The organism is Isoptericola halotolerans, assembly GCF_013149785.1.
GTDB classification, from domain to species: domain Bacteria; phylum Actinomycetota; class Actinomycetes; order Actinomycetales; family Cellulomonadaceae; genus Isoptericola; species Isoptericola halotolerans.
Genome location: NZ_JABEZU010000004.1, coordinates 181,527 through 200,337 on the forward strand (window position 1 = coordinate 181,527; position 18,811 = coordinate 200,337).

General features: G+C 74.0%; 18 protein-coding genes. 7 read left to right on the plus strand and 11 right to left on the minus strand.

Going from position 1 to position 18,811, the window contains the following annotated elements:
• Positions 1 to 60 precede the first annotated feature (60 nt).
• Together HDG69_RS15525 and HDG69_RS15530 are read right to left on the minus strand one after the other, a co-directional pair.
• Positions 61 to 213 carry a hypothetical protein gene (locus HDG69_RS15525; RefSeq protein WP_171784747.1) on the minus strand — a complete coding sequence of 51 codons (153 nt, stop codon included), beginning with the start codon at positions 211 to 213 and terminating at the stop codon, positions 61 to 63.
• Positions 214 to 686: 473 nt separating this feature from the next.
• Complete coding sequence (locus HDG69_RS15530) at positions 687 to 902, minus strand: aldo-keto reductase family protein (protein WP_171784748.1); 216 nt, start codon at positions 900 to 902, stop codon at positions 687 to 689.
• A 232-nt stretch (positions 903 to 1,134) separates the two neighbouring features.
• On the opposite strand from HDG69_RS15530, the gene cspE reads away from it, so the two are divergent.
• Complete coding sequence (cspE, locus tag HDG69_RS15535; RefSeq protein WP_106265512.1) at positions 1,135 to 1,338, plus strand: transcription antiterminator/RNA stability regulator CspE; 204 nt, start codon at positions 1,135 to 1,137, stop codon at positions 1,336 to 1,338.
• Between the two features lie 176 nt (positions 1,339 to 1,514).
• The gene (locus HDG69_RS15540) at positions 1,515 to 2,321 is read left to right on the plus strand and encodes a hypothetical protein (protein ID WP_171784749.1); all 807 of its coding nucleotides are present in this window, start codon (positions 1,515 to 1,517) and stop codon (positions 2,319 to 2,321) included.
• 127 nt (positions 2,322 to 2,448) lie between these two features.
• Here the strand turns inward: HDG69_RS15540 and HDG69_RS15545 are convergent, their stop codons facing one another.
• Positions 2,449 to 6,114 carry a TM0106 family RecB-like putative nuclease gene (locus HDG69_RS15545; RefSeq protein ID WP_246256699.1) on the minus strand — a complete coding sequence of 1,222 codons (3,666 nt, stop codon included), beginning with the start codon at positions 6,112 to 6,114 and terminating at the stop codon, positions 2,449 to 2,451.
• An 85-nt stretch (positions 6,115 to 6,199) separates the two neighbouring features.
• Here HDG69_RS15545 and HDG69_RS19170 point away from each other — a divergent pair, with 85 nt between their 5' ends.
• Both HDG69_RS19170 and HDG69_RS15555 read left to right on the plus strand, forming a co-directional pair.
• Positions 6,200 to 7,174: an excalibur calcium-binding domain-containing protein gene (locus HDG69_RS19170; RefSeq protein ID WP_171784750.1), complete on the plus strand. Its 975-nt coding sequence runs from the start codon at positions 6,200 to 6,202 to the stop codon at positions 7,172 to 7,174.
• A gap of 112 nt (positions 7,175 to 7,286) precedes the next feature.
• The gene (locus tag HDG69_RS15555; protein WP_171784751.1) at positions 7,287 to 9,284 is read left to right on the plus strand and encodes an AarF/UbiB family protein; all 1,998 of its coding nucleotides are present in this window, start codon (positions 7,287 to 7,289) and stop codon (positions 9,282 to 9,284) included.
• A 3-nt stretch (positions 9,285 to 9,287) separates the two neighbouring features.
• On the opposite strand, the gene HDG69_RS15560 is transcribed toward HDG69_RS15555, so the two are convergent.
• The gene (locus HDG69_RS15560; RefSeq protein ID WP_171784752.1) at positions 9,288 to 9,764 is read right to left on the minus strand and encodes a hypothetical protein; all 477 of its coding nucleotides are present in this window, start codon (positions 9,762 to 9,764) and stop codon (positions 9,288 to 9,290) included.
• Positions 9,765 to 9,987: 223 nt separating this feature from the next.
• On the opposite strand from HDG69_RS15560, the gene HDG69_RS15565 reads away from it, so the two are divergent.
• Entirely contained in the window at positions 9,988 to 10,758 is a 771-nt protein-coding gene (locus HDG69_RS15565; RefSeq protein ID WP_171784753.1) for a response regulator transcription factor, read from the plus strand.
• Positions 10,755 to 11,786 carry an ATP-binding protein gene (locus HDG69_RS15570; RefSeq protein WP_171784754.1) on the plus strand — a complete coding sequence of 344 codons (1,032 nt, stop codon included), beginning with the start codon at positions 10,755 to 10,757 and terminating at the stop codon, positions 11,784 to 11,786. Before HDG69_RS15565 ends, HDG69_RS15570 begins: the two co-directional genes overlap by 4 nt.
• A gap of 32 nt (positions 11,787 to 11,818) precedes the next feature.
• Here HDG69_RS15570 and HDG69_RS15575 read toward each other — a convergent pair whose 3' ends face one another.
• Entirely contained in the window at positions 11,819 to 12,601 is a 783-nt protein-coding gene (locus HDG69_RS15575) for a hypothetical protein (RefSeq protein WP_171784755.1), read from the minus strand.
• Positions 12,598 to 13,140: a sigma-70 family RNA polymerase sigma factor gene (locus HDG69_RS15580; RefSeq protein ID WP_171784756.1), complete on the minus strand. Its 543-nt coding sequence runs from the start codon at positions 13,138 to 13,140 to the stop codon at positions 12,598 to 12,600. Before HDG69_RS15580 ends, HDG69_RS15575 begins: the two co-directional genes overlap by 4 nt.
• A gap of 181 nt (positions 13,141 to 13,321) precedes the next feature.
• Between HDG69_RS15580 and HDG69_RS15585 the strand changes: the two genes are divergently transcribed.
• Complete coding sequence (locus tag HDG69_RS15585) at positions 13,322 to 14,056, plus strand: hypothetical protein (RefSeq protein ID WP_171784757.1); 735 nt, start codon at positions 13,322 to 13,324, stop codon at positions 14,054 to 14,056.
• Here HDG69_RS15585 and HDG69_RS15590 read toward each other — a convergent pair whose 3' ends face one another.
• The 5 genes from HDG69_RS15590 to HDG69_RS15610 form a co-directional block, all read right to left on the minus strand.
• The gene (locus HDG69_RS15590; RefSeq protein WP_281360220.1) at positions 14,057 to 14,884 is read right to left on the minus strand and encodes an amino acid ABC transporter ATP-binding protein; all 828 of its coding nucleotides are present in this window, start codon (positions 14,882 to 14,884) and stop codon (positions 14,057 to 14,059) included. It lies immediately after the preceding gene.
• A complete protein-coding gene (locus tag HDG69_RS15595) occupies positions 14,881 to 15,882 on the minus strand; it encodes an amino acid ABC transporter permease (RefSeq protein ID WP_343036472.1) in 1,002 nt (333 codons plus the stop codon). The genes HDG69_RS15590 and HDG69_RS15595 overlap by 4 nt, the downstream gene beginning before the upstream one ends.
• A gap of 1 nt (position 15,883) precedes the next feature.
• The gene (locus HDG69_RS15600; protein ID WP_171784758.1) at positions 15,884 to 16,828 is read right to left on the minus strand and encodes an ABC transporter substrate-binding protein; all 945 of its coding nucleotides are present in this window, start codon (positions 16,826 to 16,828) and stop codon (positions 15,884 to 15,886) included.
• Between the two features lie 152 nt (positions 16,829 to 16,980).
• On the minus strand, positions 16,981 to 17,148 hold the full coding sequence (locus tag HDG69_RS15605; RefSeq protein ID WP_171784759.1) for a methionine/alanine import family NSS transporter small subunit: 168 nt from the start codon (positions 17,146 to 17,148) through the stop codon (positions 16,981 to 16,983).
• On the minus strand, positions 17,145 to 18,722 hold the full coding sequence (locus HDG69_RS15610) for a sodium-dependent transporter (protein WP_171784760.1): 1,578 nt from the start codon (positions 18,720 to 18,722) through the stop codon (positions 17,145 to 17,147). Before HDG69_RS15610 ends, HDG69_RS15605 begins: the two co-directional genes overlap by 4 nt.
• Positions 18,723 to 18,811 lie beyond the last annotated feature (89 nt).

Here is an 18,811-nt window from a genome sequence, read left to right on the forward strand (position 1 = left end):
CGTGACGAACCTGTTATGTGTCTCACATCCGCGGCCCGACGAGCGGCCGCCGACCGTCCGTCAGGGGCTGATCCGGGTGACGACGATCGGTCGCGGGGTGCGCGCCGGGCGCTCTCGCTCGCTCGCCCCGAGGACCGAGACCGATCCCGGCTGCGCGTCGTCGAGCGCGAGGGTGAAGGCGTCGATGCCGGCGAGCTGCCGTGGAGCGGACATCGCCCTCCGGACGACGACGATGCCGGCTGAGCCTCCCGGCGGCGTGCCACCTGGACCGAGGTGAGGTCGAGCTCGGACCCGGCTGCCCCCACCGCGGCGGCGCCGGGGTCCGACCCCCAGGACGCGCGGCGAGCGGGTCGGGACGGCGACCCTCTGCCGGCGGCAGGCGTCCCCGCACGGCGCCCGCTGGAAGGTCCGGCGCACCTCGACCTGGTTCGCTGCGAGGACCGGCTGCGACGCGCTGACCAGCCTGTCGAGGTGCGCGGGCACGGAGCTCCCCGCCCGCCCGGCGCGCACCGCGCCCTGCGGCGGAGCCCCCCGAGCTCGCCGGGCGTCGTGAGGTAGACGTCCCTGCGCGGTGCCCGCCCGGTGGACGAGACGAGGTCGACGACGCCGGGGCTCAGGACCCGTCGGGACCTGTCGGACGCCCGCGGCGGCGACTCGCGGCCCTGGCCCGTCGCGGGGCCTCGTGGTCACGGGCAGCCCGTCCCGCGGGACCCGGAGGCACGGGGCCCGGCACCGTCGTCGCCCTCGCCGCCACTGCCCGCCGCGGTGCCCGCACGCCGGTGCTCGAAGTCGAGCGTCTGCTCCACGTCGGCCCGGGTGCCACCGTCCGGAAACCGGAAGACCCCGAGGCCGACCTGGGGGACCTGGACGCCGTCGTTCAGGGTGATACTGGGAACAGTCATGCACAACATCGTGTCTTGTGCTGGTGCGATGGCGCGCGCTCGCGTACGGTTGTGGCTGTTGCAGTGTGTTGCTCGTACCGGGACGGTTCTCCGTCCTGCGTCGGCGCGGACGCGTCGTCAGGATTGACGCGGTCCGCCGGCGGACCTTGGACTATCAGGATCAAGAGTTGGCGACGAACACCGTGATGTGCGCCCCCGACAAGCGGGGACGCCGACTCTTGAAGGAGTACCCATGGCCACCGGGACCGTGAAGTGGTTCAACAGCGAAAAGGGCTACGGCTTCATCGCCCCCGAGGACGGCACCGCTGACGTGTTCGTCCACTTCTCCGCCATCCAGTCGCAGGGCTACCGCTCGCTGGAAGAGGAGCAGAAGGTCGAGTTCGACGTCACGCAGGGCCCGAAGGGTCCGCAGGCGGAGAACGTCCGCCCGGTCTGATCGACCGAGTGACGGTCGCCTGAGGGCGACGCCTCTCGACAGGACGGCCCGCACCACCCGCCTCACGGCGGAGGGTGCGGGCCGTTCGTCGTTGTCAGCAGTGTGCGGGGACCGGCGGTCTGCCGGAACCCACGGTCGATGGGAACCGTCCACCGGCCCGGCTCGTTCTGGGGGGTATGGGCTTCCTCGACCGACTTCTCGGCAGGTCACGCGACGAGCGTTCCGACATCCCCGGCATGACCGGTGGCGCCGCACCACGCGGCTACCAGTCCCCCACGCAGGACTACGCACGATCCGCCTACCAGCAGCCGACGACGACGCACACCGTGCCGTCGACCCCGGCCGCCGGCCAGGCCCCGGGACGCCACCCGGACGACGTCGCCCTGGACCGCTACCGGTACCTGCTGCGGACGGCCCCGCCGGACGCCGTCGAGCAGGCCCATGCCGAGGCGTTCGCCCAGCTCTCCCCGGAGCAGCGTCGTCGGGTGCTGACGGAGGTCGGTGCCTCGCTCCCCGCGTCCGAACGCGCCACGTCCGACGACCCGCAGGCACTGGCACGGATGGCGACCCGGGCCGAGATGCGCAGCCCGGGCACCCTCGAGCGGTCGTTCGCCGGCTCGGGCGCCGGCCGCGCCGGCGCGCCGGGGTTCGGCAGCATGGTCGGCTCCAGCATGCTCGGGACCGTGGCCGGCGTGGTGATCGGCTCGGCCGTGGCGAACGCCCTGTTCGGTCCGATGTTCGGCGACCCGAGCACCCCGGTCGCCGAGGATGCCGCCGCGGGCGGCGAAGAGGCCATGGACGACGGCGGTGACGTCGGCGGTGACATCGGCGACGGCGGGGTCGCCGAGGCCGGCATGGCCGATGCCGGGGGCGCCGAGGCGGCAGGCGACGAAGGACTCTTCGGCGGGTTCTTCGGTGGCGACGGCGGTGGTGGTCTCTTCGGTGGGGACGGCGGCGGGTTCGACGGCGGCTTCGACTTCTGAGCTGTGCCGGGGTCGGCCGCGGGCTATCCCGCCCTCGTCGTCCCCGGCGGCGCCGGAGACCCCGCGAGGAGCCGCAGGAACGCCCCGAGCTGCTGCAGGTCACGCACCGAGGTCGGCAGGTAGTCGGTCAGTCGCGGTGAGCGGACCACGACCGCGCACCACTGGCCCCGCGAGACCGCGACGTTGACGCGGTTCCTGCTGAGCAGGAACCCCATCCCCCGCGGCACGTCCTCCGGGAGGACGCCGCCATCGACAGGATCGCCACGGGTGCCTCCTGGCCCTGGAACTTGTCGACCGTGCCGACCGGGACGTCGTCCAGCCCGGCTGCCCCCAGTGCCCGCCGGACGGCCCAGACCTGTGCGTTGTAGGCGGCGACCACGATGACGTCGGCAGCGCGCAGCTCGCGGGGTGCCTCGCCGAGTGCGCCGACCCAACCGCGCCCGAGCACCGCGCGCACCTGGTGCACCACCTCCTCGGCCTCCTCGACCGACGAGACCGCCCGACCCTCGTGCGGCACGAGCACCTCGTGCACCCCCGGGGCGATGCCGTCCAGCGACCGCCCGAGCGCGGTGGCGTGGGCGTGCAGCCGGCCGTCGTAGGCCAGCTCGGACACCCCGGCGCAGAGGTCGGGGTGCATGCGCCGCGAGGCCGGCAGGAAGTACCCGAGCCCCTCGGGCAGGGTCTCGTGCCCGTCGGCTAGCCACCCGAGCGCCGAGCCCGCGACGGCCGGGTCGGGGTGGGTGCCCTGGGACACCTGGGGCAGCTGCTGCGGGTCACCGAGAAGGAGCAGCCGCGTCGCCGCCCGCGCCACGGCGACGGTGTTCGCGATCGCGAACTGGCCGGCCTCGTCGACGACGAGCAGGTCCAGCCCGCCCTCGGGCCAGCGCTCGTGCGCGAAGTCCCAGGCCGTGCCGCCCACCACGCAGCCCTGCCCCGCCTCCTCGGCGCGGGCCGCGAAGGCCTGCAGCGCGTCGGGCTTCATCGGCTGCCAGGGCGGGTCGTCCGGGTCGCCCACGGACGCCTTCTTCGCGACCTGCTCGGCCGGGAGCCCCGCGCGGAGCACTCCCCCGAGCAGGTTGCCCACGACGGCGTGCGACTGTGCGACCACCCCGACCCGCCACCCGCTGCGGACCAGCGCGACGACGACGTGCGACGCCAGGTACGTCTTGCCCGTCCCGGGCGGGCCCTGCACCGCGAGGTACGAGCGGTCGAGGCGCCGGACCGCCTGCTCCACCGCCGCGACGACGTCGGGCTCCCCGTCGTCACCCCTCCGGGGCTCGGGGAGGCCCCCGGTGACCCGCGGCGCCCGGCGCTGGAGGAGGTCGGTCATCGGGCCGGCGGGCAGTCGGTCGGCCATCGGCACGCCGCCGTCGGCCCCGCTGCTCCATGCCTGGCACGCCGACGACGCCGCCTCGGCGATCGCCCGCTCCTGCGGCCCGGCCCGCACGAAGCCGTTGACGGACATCCCGGACGGCATCTCGGAGTGCCGGTCGTGGTTGCCGCCCACCGCCTCCCGGACCGTGAAGACGTCCCGTTCGCCGTCGCCGTCGGGCTCTCGGCGCACGCCGGTGATCTCGACCCGGCCGTGGCAGCCGCGCACCGCGCGGGGGCCGAGCTCACCGACCACCTCCGGACCGGGCGCCTCGTACAGCAGGAACGCGCCGACGCCGACGCGCAGCTCGGACCCCTCGACGGCCGGGCAGGTGAGCTCCAGGACGCGCGACGGCGTGCGCCGGCCGGGCTCCACCTCCCAGTCGCGCAGCACGCGGCCGGACTCCACCACCGTCGCCGAACGGCGCCCCGGCCACTCGTCCGGCGGCAGCTCCAGCCGCGCGAAGTGGGCGTGCCAGAACGGTTTGCCCTCGCGGCGGTGGTACCCCACCGCCGCGCCGAGGAGGCTCAGCGCCCGCACGGCGGCCACCTCGTCCGGGGCGTGCGGGTGAGCGTGCTCGACGGCGGTGCGCACGTCCGCCTCGAGGCGGTCCCGGGCGGCCCGCTCCTCGTCGACGGCGATCTCCTCCGGCACGGCGAGCGGGGCCGCCACGGGCACCTCGACGGGGCCGACCACCTCGTCGTGCGCCCAGCGCAGCCAGTCGAGCAGGCGGAGGGTGGACAGGCAGTCGTACCGGTTGTAGTCGAGGATCTCCGCACGGCGGGCCGCCGCCTCGTCGTGCGCCCCGGCGGACACCAGGTCGCAGTACTCGGCGTACTCCACGACGGACGTCGCGGCGTCGGTCACCCCCGAGCGTGCGGCCTCGGCGCCCATGTAGAGCGGCTCGAGCTTCTTGATCGACCGTGACCGGTGCGAGATCCGCAGTCCCGCGCGCACGGTGGCGTACAGGTCCACGAGCACCCCGGCCCGCAGGAGCTCGTCGACCTCCTCGTCGTACACCCCGTGCCGCGCCGCGATGGACAGCAGGTGCGTCCGCTCGTACGCGGCGTAGTGGTACACGTGCATGTCCGGCCACCTGCGGCGCCGGTCGGCCATCTCGTCCACGAACGCGACGAGCGCGCGCGCCTCGTCGGCGAGCGAGTCCGCCCACAGGGCATGGAACGCCGGCCGCCCCTCGGCGTCGAGGTCGCGCGTCACCCAGCCGAACAGGTAGTCGATACCGGACGCCGCGGGGGCGCCGAGGCCGTCCGACGGGGCCCACAGCGGGTCGCCCTCGAAGTCGAAGAACACGTCCCCCTCGCTGGGCGGGGGCAGCCGCTCGACCGCGCGCGGGTCCGTCAGCGCCCAGCGCAGCTCGGCGGGCCCGTCGTCCGTCTCGATCTTCACCGAGCCGTGCCCGGGCTCCGTCCCGAGCTGCAGCCCGGCCTGGAGGCGGAGCCCGGCGAACCGGTCGGCGCTCATCCCTCCCGGTGGCGAGGTCGCCGCGGCCAGCGCCTCCATCGTGGTGATCCCGGCCTCGCCCAGCCGCGCGCGCTGCGGCCCGTACACCCCGGCGACGAGCAGCACGTCGGAGTGCGCCTGTGCAGCCTCGTCGCAGTCCGGGCACTGTCCCAGCCGCCGGCAGGCGGTGTGTCCCGGTGCGTCCCACTCCACCGCGGAGCCCTCCGTCACGTGCCGTTCGACGACCTCCAGCAAGCGGTCGCGACGCGCCCGGAACACCGGCAGCACCTCCGCCAGCAGATGATCGGTGCGCACGCCGGTGCCGAGCACCAGGTGCGCGTGCTCGGTGGGGTCGACGCCGGCCGCGAGGAGCTGGTCCGCGTACGCCGCGAGCTGGAGCACCGCGCGGACCTTCTCCCGCCGTGCGAGCTTCGTGTCCCACACCGCGTAGCGCGCCCCCGCAGGAGACCGGCCGGCCAGCGTCCCGCCGTCGGACCCCGCGCCGTCGGGCCCCGCCGAGGCGCTGCGCACCAGGAAGTCGGCCCGCCCGTGGAAGCGCCCGTCGAAGAACGACGCCTGGTAGACGACGTCCGCGCCCCCGGCCAACGCCGCGAGCGTCCGCTCGTGCGCGGCCGCGAGGCTGCCGACGTCCAGGCGTCGCGGCGGCTCGATCGCCACCACGCCGCCGGGCCCGCCACCGCTCGCCCAGCCGAGCTGCTCGACGAAGCCCGCCAGCACCGACCGCTCGTGGGACTCCCCCAGCGCTGCCGTCCGTTCCAGCATCTCGTCACGCTCGCGCCGTCGGCCGGGCGCGCGGCCGAGCACCTCGTCCAGGCGTCGCAGCAGCGCGTGCTCGCACTCCGCGGCGACCACGAGGTCGCTGGCCGAGTGCACGAGCCGCGGCATGACGTCGGTCGTCGACGGCGCCCCGCCCGTGTCGCCCTCGCTCAGCAGGAACATGTCACAGGTCTACCAGCGCCCCCCGACATGGACCTCGGGACGCCCTGTCCGCCATAGTGGGTCCGCGCGATCACGAAGGAGCACCATGTCCGTGCGGTTCAACCCCCCTCCCGGCTGGCAGGTACCCCCGGGCTTCCGGCCCGAGGCCGGCTGGTCACCCGACCCCTCCTGGCCCCCGGCACCCCCCGGCTGGGAGTACTGGGTCGAGGAGCCGGCGGCGCCCGCCCCGTCGTACGCCCCGGCGTCGGCGTCACGGCCGGCACCTCAGGACGTCGGCGCGACGGCGGTGCTCGCCCCGGTCGCGACGCCACCGCGGCCCGTGCCGGCACCGACGGTCCCCCCGGCCCGTTCCGAGGCGCCCCCGCCACCGGCACCACCACCAGCGGCAGCACCTGCGGGCTCCCCGTCCGGCGGCCGGCCCGTCGCGCACCCGAGCGATCACCCGGTCGAGCAGCCGACGACGCCGGTGCCCCCGCTCGGTCGCCCCGCACCCGCACGCGGCGCGGAACCTCCTGCCCAGCGCAGCACCCGACGGCGGCGGACCCCCACCGCGGTGGTCGCCGGCGTGGCCGTCGCCTGCCTCGCCCTCGGCATCATCATGGGGGTCATGTTCTCGATGATGCAGACGTCCGACGCCCGGCAGGCCGTGGCGAACGCCGAGCGCGACGTCGCCGCGGCGCAGGCCCTCGAGGAACAGCTCAAGGCCGAGCGCAACGACCTCGAGGAGCGCCTCGAGGCCATGGACACCCGCGAGGCGGAGCTCCTCGAGCGGGAGAAGTCGGTCGACGAGCGGGACGCTGAGCTGACCAACCGGGAGAACGAGATCGCCGGCGCCGAGCAGCAGCGTCAGCAGGACGAGCAGCGCCGCCAGGAGGAGGAGCAGCGACAGCAGGAGGAACGAGACCAGGATCGGCGGGGGAACCGGGACGGCGGCTGGTGGTACTGGGACTGCGACAGCGCCCGGGCGGCCGGCGCCGCGCCGATCCACCAGGGGCAGCCGGGCTACCGCCACGGGCTCGACCCCAACGGCAACGGGATCGCCTGCGAGGACGGGGAGTAGGCCGCGTAAGGGACGCGCGGCCGACACCCCGAAGGTTCCACCGTCCGCACCTCCTCGACAGATCCGGGTGATCCCCGATGTGGTGCCCGGCTCGTCGCCCTACGGTGGGTCCGTGGTCGACGTCCTCGGAGCCCAGCTCTACGCCTGGTCCGCACTCATCGCGCTGCTGCTCTTCGCCCTTTTCGTCCGCCGGGTGATCGGTGTCCGCCTGGGCCTGCCGCGCACGCTGCTGGCCGCAGCCGTCGGCACGACCCTCGGACCGGCCCTCGTCACCAGCATGCTGCCGGTCCCGCCGGGGTCCGCCGACACCCTGGACCTCCTGCTCTACACGGCGCTGCTGTCCGTGGTGGCCCTGGTCGTGGCGATGTTCGCCCTGGCGACGATCGAGATGCTCGTCCCGAACGGCTCCCTGCCCGGTCCGGTGAGCACGGCGCGCGGGCTGCGGGGACGCCTGCGCCGCTCGCGCCGCTACCTGAGGATCCTGCGGGTCCTGGCCCAGCACGGGCTGGCCCGGTTCCTGCGCGGCGGTCGCCACCGTGGTGTCGCCACGCCGGAGGACCGCCGCGCCCTGGCTCGCTCGGTGCGGCGCGCGATGGAGGACGCCGGGGTCACGTTCGTCAAGCTGGGCCAGCAGCTCGGCACCCGGCGCGACATCCCGCCGGAGTTCGTGGCGGAGCTGTCCCGGCTCCAGGACGAGGCACACCCGCTGCCGTGGCCCGCGGTCGAGGCCGTGCTCGCCGCCGAGCTCGGCGCACCGCCGTCGCAGGTGTTCGCCTCGATCGATCCCGAGCCGCTCGCGTCGGCGTCGGTCGCCCAGGTGCACGTGGCGCGCACGACGGCGGGACGCGACGTCGTCGTCAAGGTCCAGCGCCCGGGCATCGCGTCCCAGGTCGCCGGCGACCTCGACATCCTGGACCGGCTGGCGCGGACCCTGACGGCGCGGACCGCCTGGGCCCGGCACCTCGGGCTGACGGACCTGGTGGCCGGGTTCGCGGCCGCGCTGCACGAGGAGCTGGACTTCCGCGTCGAGCGGGACAACCTCGCGACGGTCGCGGCAGGGCTCGAGGCGTCGGCAGGGATCGTGGTGCCCGCGGCCGAGCCGGACCTCTCGACGGCCCGCGTGCTGGTCATGGAACGGATGCCGGGCATACCGCTGGGTGCTGCGGAACCCGTGCTCGCCCGCCTGGGTGAGGACCGCCGTCGGGCGATCGCGGAGAACCTGCTGCACGTGGTGGTGGACCAGGTGGTGGTGCGGGGCGTGTTCCACGTGGACCTGCACCCCGGCAACCTGCTCGTCGCGGACGACGGCACCCTGGCGATGCTGGACCTGGGCTCGGTGGGACGGCTCGGCTCCCGTGCGCGCACGCAGCTCGCGCTCCTGCTCGCGGCGCTGTCCACCGCCGACTCCGTGGCCGTGACCGACGCGCTGCTCGAGGTGGTGGACCGCCCGGACGTCCTGGACGAGCACCGCCTCGAGCAGGAGGTCGGGGAGGTCCTCGCGCGGTTCACCGGACCATCGACGGTACAGGCGGCGCAGGCCGCCCAGGCCGCACCCGCGATGGCCGCGCTGTTCCAGCTCGTGGCACGGTACCGCCTCGGCATCCCGCCCCAGGTGGCGGCGGCGTTCCGCACGCTCGCCACCCTGGAGGGGACGTTGCAGGTCGTCTGCGGCGGCTACGACCTCATCGACGGCGCGCGGCGGTACGCCGGGCGGTCCGCCGCCCACGCGACGTCACCTCGCGAGCTGCGCTCCACCCTCGAGGCGGAGCTGCTGGGCCTGGTGCCGGTGCTGCGCCGGCTGCCGCGCCGGATCGACCGCATCACCGACGCCGTCGAGCACGGCAGGCTCCAGGTGAACGTGCGGCTCCTCGCCGACCCCGCCGACCGGCGGTTCGTCACCCGCCTGTGGCACCAGGCCCTGCTCGTGGTCCTCGCGTGCACGGCCGGCCTGATGGCCGTCGCGCTCTTCCTCGCGGCCCCCGGACCGATGGTGACCGACGTCGTCGGCATCTTCCACGTGCTGGCGACCGCCCTGCTCGCCGGATCCGTCATCCTCGTGATGCGGCTGCTCGTGGTGATCTTCCGCGGGGCCGACGACGGGCCGCCCTGACCGTCAGACTCCGGAGAGCGCGTCCACCCCGACGGTCGCCAGCACGCCGAACAGCACGCCCCACAGGATGATCGAGACGATCTGCCAGCCGATGACGGCGTTGCGCGAGGCGCCGAACGACACCATCGCGGCGGCGGTGATCTGGCTGGGCAGCAGCGTCTGGCCGAGCAGGCTCACGCCGGGGACCCCGAACCGGTCGAACCGCTGACGGAGCTTCGCCCGCTTCGGCGATTCCGGCTTGCCCCGCCCGGCGACGGCAGCGGTCCGGACGCGGGAGGTCGTCAGCACGAAGATCATCATGGAGATCACGTTCCCGACCACGGCGGCCGCCACCGCGACCACCGGGTTGAGCCCGGCGAGGATGCCGATCGCGGATCCCGCGTACGACTCGACGAAGGGGATCGCCCCGGCGAGCATCACTCCCACCCACTGCAGCAGCGGCGGCAGGGACTCGGTGAAGGACTGCAGGTTCTCGATCAACTCTCGGCGCTCCCGGGTAGTGGTTCGTGGATGTGACTCCATCCTCTGGCCGCCAGGGCGCCGGCGGCAGTGCCCCGGTGCACTGGTTCACGTGGCCCCGTCACGGCCCGGTGATGACATCTGTCACGACGGAGCTGCCCGGACTTCTGACGAGGTGGTGACGGTGCGCGCCCCGACGCCCGGGACCGACCCCGCGACCCGTCCGCCGCCCTAGGCTGGGCAGATGGTCCGGGTCCTCGTGGTCGACGACGACACCACCGTCGCCGACGTGGTGGTGGCGTACCTGGAGCGCGCCGGCATGACCGCCGAGCACGTCGCCGACGGCGCACAGGCGCTCGCCGTCGCCGCCGCCCGGCCGCCCGACGCCGTCGTCCTCGACCTCATGCTGCCCGGCCTGGACGGCCTCGAGGTCTGCCGCCGGTTGCGCACCGACCGGCCGGGCCTGCCCGTGCTCATGCTCACCGCCCGCGGGGAGGAGGACGACCGGGTCGCCGGGCTCGAGATCGGCGCGGACGACTACGTCACCAAGCCGTTCAGCCCGCGCGAGCTGACGTTGCGGGTGCAGTCGGTGCTGCGGCGCTCCGGTGCCGTGCCGGCCCCCGAGCCCGTCCCGCACCCGGCCGGCCCCGGCGACCCACCGCCCGTACCGCCGTCGGGCACCCTGCGCGACGGTGACCTCACGCTCGACGTCGCGGCCCACCGGCTGCTGCGCGGCGGCCGGGAGGTCGACCTCACCGCCCGGGAGTTCGACCTCCTGACCTGGTTCCTCGCCCGACCGGGCCAGGTGCACGACCGCGAGACGCTGCTGCGCGAGGTGTGGGGCTGGGAGTACGGCGACCGCTCCACCGTCACCGTCCACGTGCGCCGGCTGCGCGAGAAGGTGGAGGAGGACCCCTCCCGCCCGGCCCGGCTCGTGACGGTGTTCGGTGTCGGGTACCGCTGGGACGCCCGCACCGGGACAGGGTACTCCGGGGCCCCCGGGGGCCCGACGTGACGCCGCTCGCGGGCGTCGGCCTGGCGGCCGGGGTGGCGGCGGCCGTGGGTGCCCTCGGTGCCGCCGGGGTGGTCGCGACGGGTCGACGGCGCCCGGCGGTCGCGGCCGTCCTCGCTCCCCTGGTCGTGGTCGCCTCGGTCGCGGCGGGCGTCTACGCCAGCGCGCGGGCCATGTTCCTCTCGGAGACCGACTCCGCGACCGTCCTGTGGCTGCTGCTCGCCACCGTGCCGGTGGCGCTCGGGGTCGGGGCGGCCCTCGGGGTGCGCACGCACCGCCTCGCCGCCGAACGGACCGCAGCCCTGGCCGCCCGCGAGCGCGACCGGGAGGTCGAGGAACGACGTCGCGAGCTCGTCGCCTGGGTGTCCCACGACCTGCGCACGCCGCTCGCCGCGGTGCGCGCCCTGACCGAGGCGATGGAGGACGGGGTGACCCCGCCCGCCGACGCCGCCACAGGGATCCTCGCGGAGAACGGCCGCATGAGCGACATGGTGGACGACCTCCTCGCCCTGTCCCGCCTGCAGTCGGGGGCGTCCCCGCTGCGGCCCGAGCCGACGGACGTCGGCGACCTCGTCTCCGACACGCTGGCTGCGGCGGGCCCCCTCGCCGATGCCACCGGTGTCCGGCTCACCGGGGAGGTCGACCCCCAGACCGTCGCCGTCGTGGACGCCCGCGAGGTGGCCCGGGCGTTGGCGAACCTCGTGGGCAACGCCGTACAGCACACCCCCGCGGGCGGCACCGTCTCGGTGCAGGTGGAGGACCGGCCGGTCGGCGACGCACCCGGGGCGAGTGCCGTCGTCGTGCACGTGACCGACGGCTGCGGCGGTATCCCGGAGGCAGACCTGCCCCGGCTGTTCGAGGCGGGGTGGCGGGGCACCGCCGCGAGGACGCCCCGCTCGGGCGGTGCGGGGCTCGGCCTGTCCATCGTGCGGTCCGTCGCCGAGGCGCACGGCGGCCGGGTCGAGGCACGCAACGTGACGCCGGCCGACGGCGGTCCCGGCTGCCGCTTCACGCTCACCCTGCCGAGGTAGCGTCCGACGCCGCCGACCGTGCCCGGCGGGCGCTACCCGACGGGGACCTGCTCGGTCGTGCCGTCGGTGAACGTGACCTCGGCGCTCGCCGCGAGCGCCGAACCGCCCGGGGCCCACACGGCCCACCAGCCGCCGGCCACCGAGGCCTCGACCCGCTCGCCGGAGGTGAGGGTCAGCTCCACGGCCGCCACGTCGTCCCCGGCCTGGCCGAGCGCGGACGTCAGCGCGCCCTCGACCTGGTCGCCCTGCGACCAGGTGGCCGTGCCGCTCTGCTCGGTGGTGAGCTCGCGCGCCCCGGGTGCGCGCAGCTCGGGCACCACGGCGCTCGAGGTCACCACCTCCGGCTCCCCGCCGTCGGCGTCGGTGACGAAGCACTCGCCGTAGGCGTCCTCGCCCGCCACGACCACGTAGGTGTAGTCGCCGCGCACGTCCGTCAGGACCGGTGCGACCGCGACCTCCTGGACGTCGGGGCCGTCGGGTCCCTCGACGATCTCCGTGACCGTGCCACCGCACGGCTCGCTGCGCTGCGCCGCCTCCGCGTCGCCGACGGCGGCAGGCACCGGGGTCCACGAGGCGTACGCCGTCGGCGAGTCCAGCGTGACCGAGACGACCACCACGGCCACGGTGACGGCGGCCGCCGCGCTCGCGACGGCGGCGACCCGCCCCGGGCGGCGGGCCGGACGCCGCTCACCGGCCGGTGCGACCCGGGGCTGCGCCAGGATCTCGGCCAGGGCGTCGTCGTCGGCGCGGCCGGGCGCACGGAGGTCGCGGGCAGGGTCGAGCTCGGAGAGCTCGGCCAGCATCGGGGACTTCATCTCGCCTCCTGGAGCTTCTGCAGGACCTCGGCGGTCTCGCTCGGCACCTCGGAGAAGGCGAGCAGACGCTTGCGGGCGCGGGTGAGCCGGACGGAGAACGTGGTCGGTCGGCAGCCGAGCACCCGGGCGGCCTCGACGGCCGTCAGCCCGTCCCACGCGACCAGCGCGATGACCTCCCGGTCGCCGTCGGAGAGCAGCTCCCACGCCTGGCGCAGGTCGGCGCGGTCCGCCGCGACCTCGTCGGCGCCCTCGCGGGCAGGTTCGGGCTGCTGCTCCAGGCGGACGTTGAGCGCCCGCCAGCGGCCCTGCGTCCGCAGGTGCGTGGCGAGCACGTTGCGCGCCACGCCGAACAGCCACGGGCGAGCCTCGCCGTCACCACCCGGCACGCCGTCGAGCCGACGCCATGCCGTCAGGAACGCCTCGGAGACGACGTCGTCGACGAGCTCCGGCGCCACCCGGCGCGCGACGAACCGCGTGACCTGCTCGTGGTGCTCCACCCACAGCCCGGTCAGTCGCTCGTGCGCCTCGGCGTCGTCCACGCTCCACAGCCTTCCACCCATCACCCTGTTCATTGCCGGCAGGGACCCGTTTGCTACACGGTAGGGGAAGATCAGTTGCACCGGGCAGGCGGGCCGGTACGCTCGCACCCAACTCGTGCACGCCACCAGCACCCGACATCGACCTCGAGACGACGACGCTCGACAGGGCGAGGAGAACGACATGAGCCGACGCACCAACCGCCACCGTGCCGCCGTGAGCCTCGGTGCCGCCGCCCTGGTGCTCGGCCTCGCGGTCGCACCGACCTCCAGCGCCGTGGCGGTCGCCGAACCCGAGAACCTGCCGGGTGTCCCGGCGCCGGGCAGCCCCTCCTCCGTCTGGGAGTCCTGGGCGGCCGACGAACGGGCCGAGGCGGAGGCCACCGACTGGGAGGCCGACGCCGCCACCCGGGGATGCACCCTGGAGGACGTGCAGATCTCCGACGAGGTCGACGTCGACTACAACCGGGCCATGGGCGCTCCCGACGACCTGGCCACCTACCGGGTGGACCTCGTGGAGGACTGCTCCTCGGCCGAGGCCGAGCGCCTCATGGCCCCCCAGCAGAAGGCGTCGACCGACGTCTCCACGCTGGCCCTGTCGAGCGGCACGACCTGCCGCTCGACCAGCGGCCCGGGCACGGCCTGCGTGTACCTGAGCAGCGGGCGGGTGTACGCCTCGTGGAAGTACAGCGGGTCGGGCAGCGTCAGCGGGTTCCTGCGCGTCTACCAGATCCCGGCGTCCTCCTCGAGCTGCTACCGCGGCACCACCTGGCTGACGGGGCCCTCGGCGACGTGGAGCAGCGGGACGACCCGCAGCATCTCCAAGTCGAAGACGACGACCACCGGCTACTCGGCGCACATCTGGAAGAAGGTCGCGATCGGGCACACCGACTGGGGCTCGGTCTGCGCGCGTCTGTGATCACAGGACGTGGGCGAGGAACTCCTGCAGCCGGGGCTCGCTCGGTGAGTCCAGCACCTGGGCGGGCGGTCCCTGCTCGACGATCGCGCCGTCGTCCATGAACACGACGTGGTCGGCGACCTCGCGGGCGAACCCGATCTCGTGCGTGACCACCACCATCGTCATGCCGGACGCCGCGAGGTCCTTCATCACCGCGAGCACCTCGCCCACCAGCTCGGGGTCGAGCGCGGAGGTCGGCTCGTCGAACAGCATGAGGTCGGGGTCCATCGCCAGGGCCCGCGCGATCGCGACCCGCTGCTGCTGACCCCCGGAGAGCTGCACCGGGTAGTGGTCCACCCGGTCGGCGAGCCCGACCCGGTCGAGCAGCTCGAGCGCCCGCTCGCGCGCCGCCCGTCTCGACAGGCCGCGGACCTGGACCGGCGCCTCCATGACGTTCTCCAGCGCGGTCTGGTGACCGAACAGGTGGAACCGCTGGAAGACCATGCCGATGCGCGAACGCTGCGCGGCGATCCTGGTGGGGTGCAACCGGTGCAGCACACCCTTGGCGTCCTCGCGGTAGCCGAGCCGCTCGCCGTCGACGTGCACCGAGCCCGCGGTGATCTCCTCGAGCTCGTTGAAGCACCGCAGCAGGGTGGACTTGCCCGAGCCGGACGGCCCGAGCACCACGCAGACCGCGCCGCGCGGCACCTCGAGGTCGACACCGCGCAGCACGTGCAGGGCGTCGGCACCGTGGCCGAACACCTTGTGGAGGCCGCGCGCCTCCACCATCGGGGCGTCCGGCAGCCCGTCGGGCATCCCGTCCGACGGCGGGACGGTCGTCGCGCTCATGGGGTCACCTCCACGAAGGGGTCCTCGCGGGTCGTGCCCGCCCGCTGGATCGCCGCCTGACGACCGAGCCGCCCGCCGCCCGGGCCGCCGGTCCCGCTCGGGCGCGCCCGGCGGCGCCGGCCGCCCCCCGAACCCCCGGCCACCCCGCGCCCGTAGTGGCGCTCGAGGTGGTGCTGGCCGACCATGAGGACGGACGTGATGAGCAGGTACCACAGCGCCGCCACGATGAGCAGCGGGATGGGCTGGAACGTGCGGGAGCCGATGGCGCTCGTGGCGTAGGTGATCTCCAGCGTGAAGGGCACCGCGACCACCAGCGAGGTGGTCTTGAGCATGGAGATCGTCTCGTTGCCGGTGGGCGGCACGATGACGCGCATGGCCTGCGGCAGCACGATGCGGCGCAGGATCTTGCCCTCCTTCATCCCCAGGGCCCGCGCGGCCTCGGCCTGCCCGGCGTCGACCGAGCCCAGGCCCGCGCGCACGATCTCCGCGAGGTAGGCCGCCTCGTTGAGCGCCAGCCCGATCAGGGCCGCCCAGAACGCCGTGATCACGGTGCGGGTGTCGACGACGAGCAGCTCCGGGCCGAACGGCACGCCGAGGCTGAGCCGCGGGTACAGCACGGAGATCAGCCCCCAGAACACGAGCTGGGTGTAGATCGGGGTGCCGCGGAAGAACCAGATGTACACCCAGGACACCCAGCGCATCACCGGGTTGTCGCTGCGCCGCATCACCGCGAGCAGGACGGCCAGCACCACGGCGATCGCCATGGACCCGAAGGTCAGCACGAGCGTCCAGCCGACGCCGCGCACCACGTTGACGTCGCGCAGGTACAGCCAGACGGTGTCCCACCGGAAGTTCGGGTTGGTCACCAGGGCGTTGACGACCATGGCCGCCAGCACGAGGACCACGGCCCCGGAGATCCAGCGGCCGGGCCGCGGGACCGGCCGGGCACGCAGCGGCTCGGGCAGGGCGGTGCCGGGCCGCGCGGTCTCGGCGGGCACGTCAGACGCCGGGGTCGAGCTCGGCGGTGGCCAGCGCGCCGTCGGCGTTGCCCCACGCGTCGAGGATCTCGGTCAGCGTGCCGTCGTCCATGAGCTGCTGCAGCGCGCCCTGGACGGCCTCGGCGAGCTCGGTGTCGTCCTGCGCGACGACGACGCCGTAGGGCGCGGAGTCGGTGATGTCACCGAGCGTCTCGATGGCTCCGTCGGCCTGCGTCACGGCGTACGCGGTGACGGGCGAGTCGGCGTACATCGCCTGCACCTTGCCGCCGGCGAGGTTGGTGGTGACGTCGGCCTGCGAGTCGTACGGGAGGACCTCGACAGGCTCGCCACCGGCGGCCTCGCAGTCGGCGGAGGCGGTCTCCAGCGCGGCCTGCTGCACGGTGCCGGTCTGCACGCCGACGACGACGCCGCACAGGTCGTCCGTGTCGATCCCGTCCGGGTTGCCGGAGGCCACGGCGAACAGCGACCCGGCGTCGAAGTAGCTGACCATGTGGACCACCTGCAGGCGCTCCGCGTCGATGGTGAAGCCGGAGATGCCCACCTCGTACTTGGTGCCCACGGCCGGGATGATCGCGTCGAACGTGGAGGGCTCCACCTGCGACTCGAGGCCCAGGGTGGCGGCGATCGCGGCGGCGATGTCGACGTCGAACCCGACCGGGGTCACGCCGTCGGCGGCGACGAACTCGGCCGGGGCGTAGGAGAGCTCGGCGCCGACGGTGAGCACGCCGTCCGCGGCGACGTCGTCGGGCACGAGCGCGGCGAGCTCGGGGTCCGCCTCGATCCCGGAGACGTCGAAGCCCTGGGCCTCAGGGCTGCTCGACGCGTCGGCGGTGCCGCCCGCGGTGCTGCCGGAGGTGGACCCGAGGTCCTGCGAGGCGGTGGTGCAGCCGGCGAGCAGCGTGACGGCGGCGAGCGCGGACAGGGGCAGGGCGAGGCGAGCACGCATGACGGTCTCCGGGGGTCGCGGGAGGGGGACGACGCCGGTGCCCGGTCCGGGCGATCGACGTCTATGCAGGAGTATGCATACCTATTCCTCGCAGGACCAAACCAGTGCGGCATGACGTCGGTCACGCCGCACCGGCCCCCGACGGTCCGCGCCTACGTGTCGTGCTCGATGATCCCGGCGTCCTGGCGGTGGTCGTCCTGGCCTCCGGACGGCAGGTCGGTGCGTTCGGGGCGTGCCCGCAGCACGACGATGCTGACGATCAGGCCTCCCCAGATGATCAGCATGGCGACGATCATCATCAGGATCGCTTCGGTGCTCATCGGACGGACCCCTTCTGCTCGGTGCCGGCATCGACCGGCGGGTACGACGGCCAGGGCGCGAAGTCCTCGCGACCCCGCCACCGCGGCAGGGTGAACAGGACGGCGCCGAGCACCAGCAGGGCCACCGAGCCCCACCCGGCGAACAGCAGGTACGTGGTGTCGTAGCCCTCGTACGGCTCGCCGATCCTCGTGATGATGTACTGCACGAGCATCACGATGAGCATCACCGGGACGATCGCGCCGACGCAGGCGTACCACCACCGGCCCACCTGGACCGTCGAGACGGCGTTGAGGTGGTACCGCAACTCGGGTCCACGGCGGTAGACCCAGATGACGAACACGCACATGAAGATCGCCGAGGCGACGATGCCGATGTTGTTGACGAACGCGTCCACCGTGTCGAGCAGGATCAGGCCCGTCGTGGTGCTGAACCCGAGCACGGAGATCGTGCCGAGCACGAGACCCAGCCCGATCGTGGCCGCCCGGCGGGACAGCGCGAACTTCTCCTGCAGGGCGGCGGAGACCACCTGCAGGATCGAGACCAGCGACGTGAAGCCCGCCATCACCAGCGACCCGAAGAACAGCGCCCCGAAGAACGCGCCGCCCGGCATCTCGGTGACGATCGTCGGGAACGTGACGAAGGCGAGGAGCACCCCCTGGAAGTTGAGGTCGGCGACCGTCACACCCTGCTGCGAGGCGAGGAATCCCAGGGCGGAGAACACACCGATGCCGGCGAGCAGCTCGAACCCGGAGTTGGAGAACGCCACGACCAGGCCCGGGCCCGTCATGTTCGAGCGCCGACGGCGGTACGAGGCGTACGTGATCATGATGCCGAACGCCACGGAGAGCGAGAAGAAGATCTGCCCGTAGGCCGCGATCCACACCGACGGGTCGCCCAGCGCGCCCCAGTCGGGAGTGAACAGCACGTTCAGCCCGTCGACCGCCCCCTCGAGGAACAGCGAGCGCACCACCAGGACACCGAAGGCGACGATGAGCAGCGGGATGAAGATGACGTTGGCGCGCTGCACGCCCTTGACCACGCCGGCCGCCAGGACGGCGATCACGGCGACCCACACCAGCACGAGCGGGATGAGGACGGCGGCCACGAAGTCGAACGTCAGCCACGGGTCAGCGCCGCCGACGTCGGCGAGCTGCAGGTGCTCACCGACGAAGAACGCCGCGGCGTCGTCGCCCCAGTCCAGCCCGAACGAGTACACGAAGAAGCTCGCGGCCCAGGCGACCACGGCGGCGTAGTAGACGGCGATGAGCACGCAGATCATCACCTGGAACCAGCCGACGCTCTCCAGCCACCGCTTCACCCGGCGGAACGCCTGCGGGGCGCCGCCACGGAACCGGTGACCCAGCGCGTAGTCCAGGTAGAGGATCGGGATGCCCGCCGTCAGCAGCGCGACGAGATAGGGGACCATGAAGGCGCCCCCGCCGTTCTCGTACGCCACACCGGGGAACCGCCAGATGTTGCCCAGGCCCACGGCCGAGCCGATCGCGGACAGGATGAAGCCGACCTGTCCGGTGAACGCCTCGCGTGGCGCCGCCGTGCTGTTCGTTGTGCTCACGAGTCCCACACCCTCCGCGTTGATCGCCGTCGAGTCAAACCGCGTCACCTGCGATCATGCGCGATGCGGCACGCACAGGCAACGGCTCG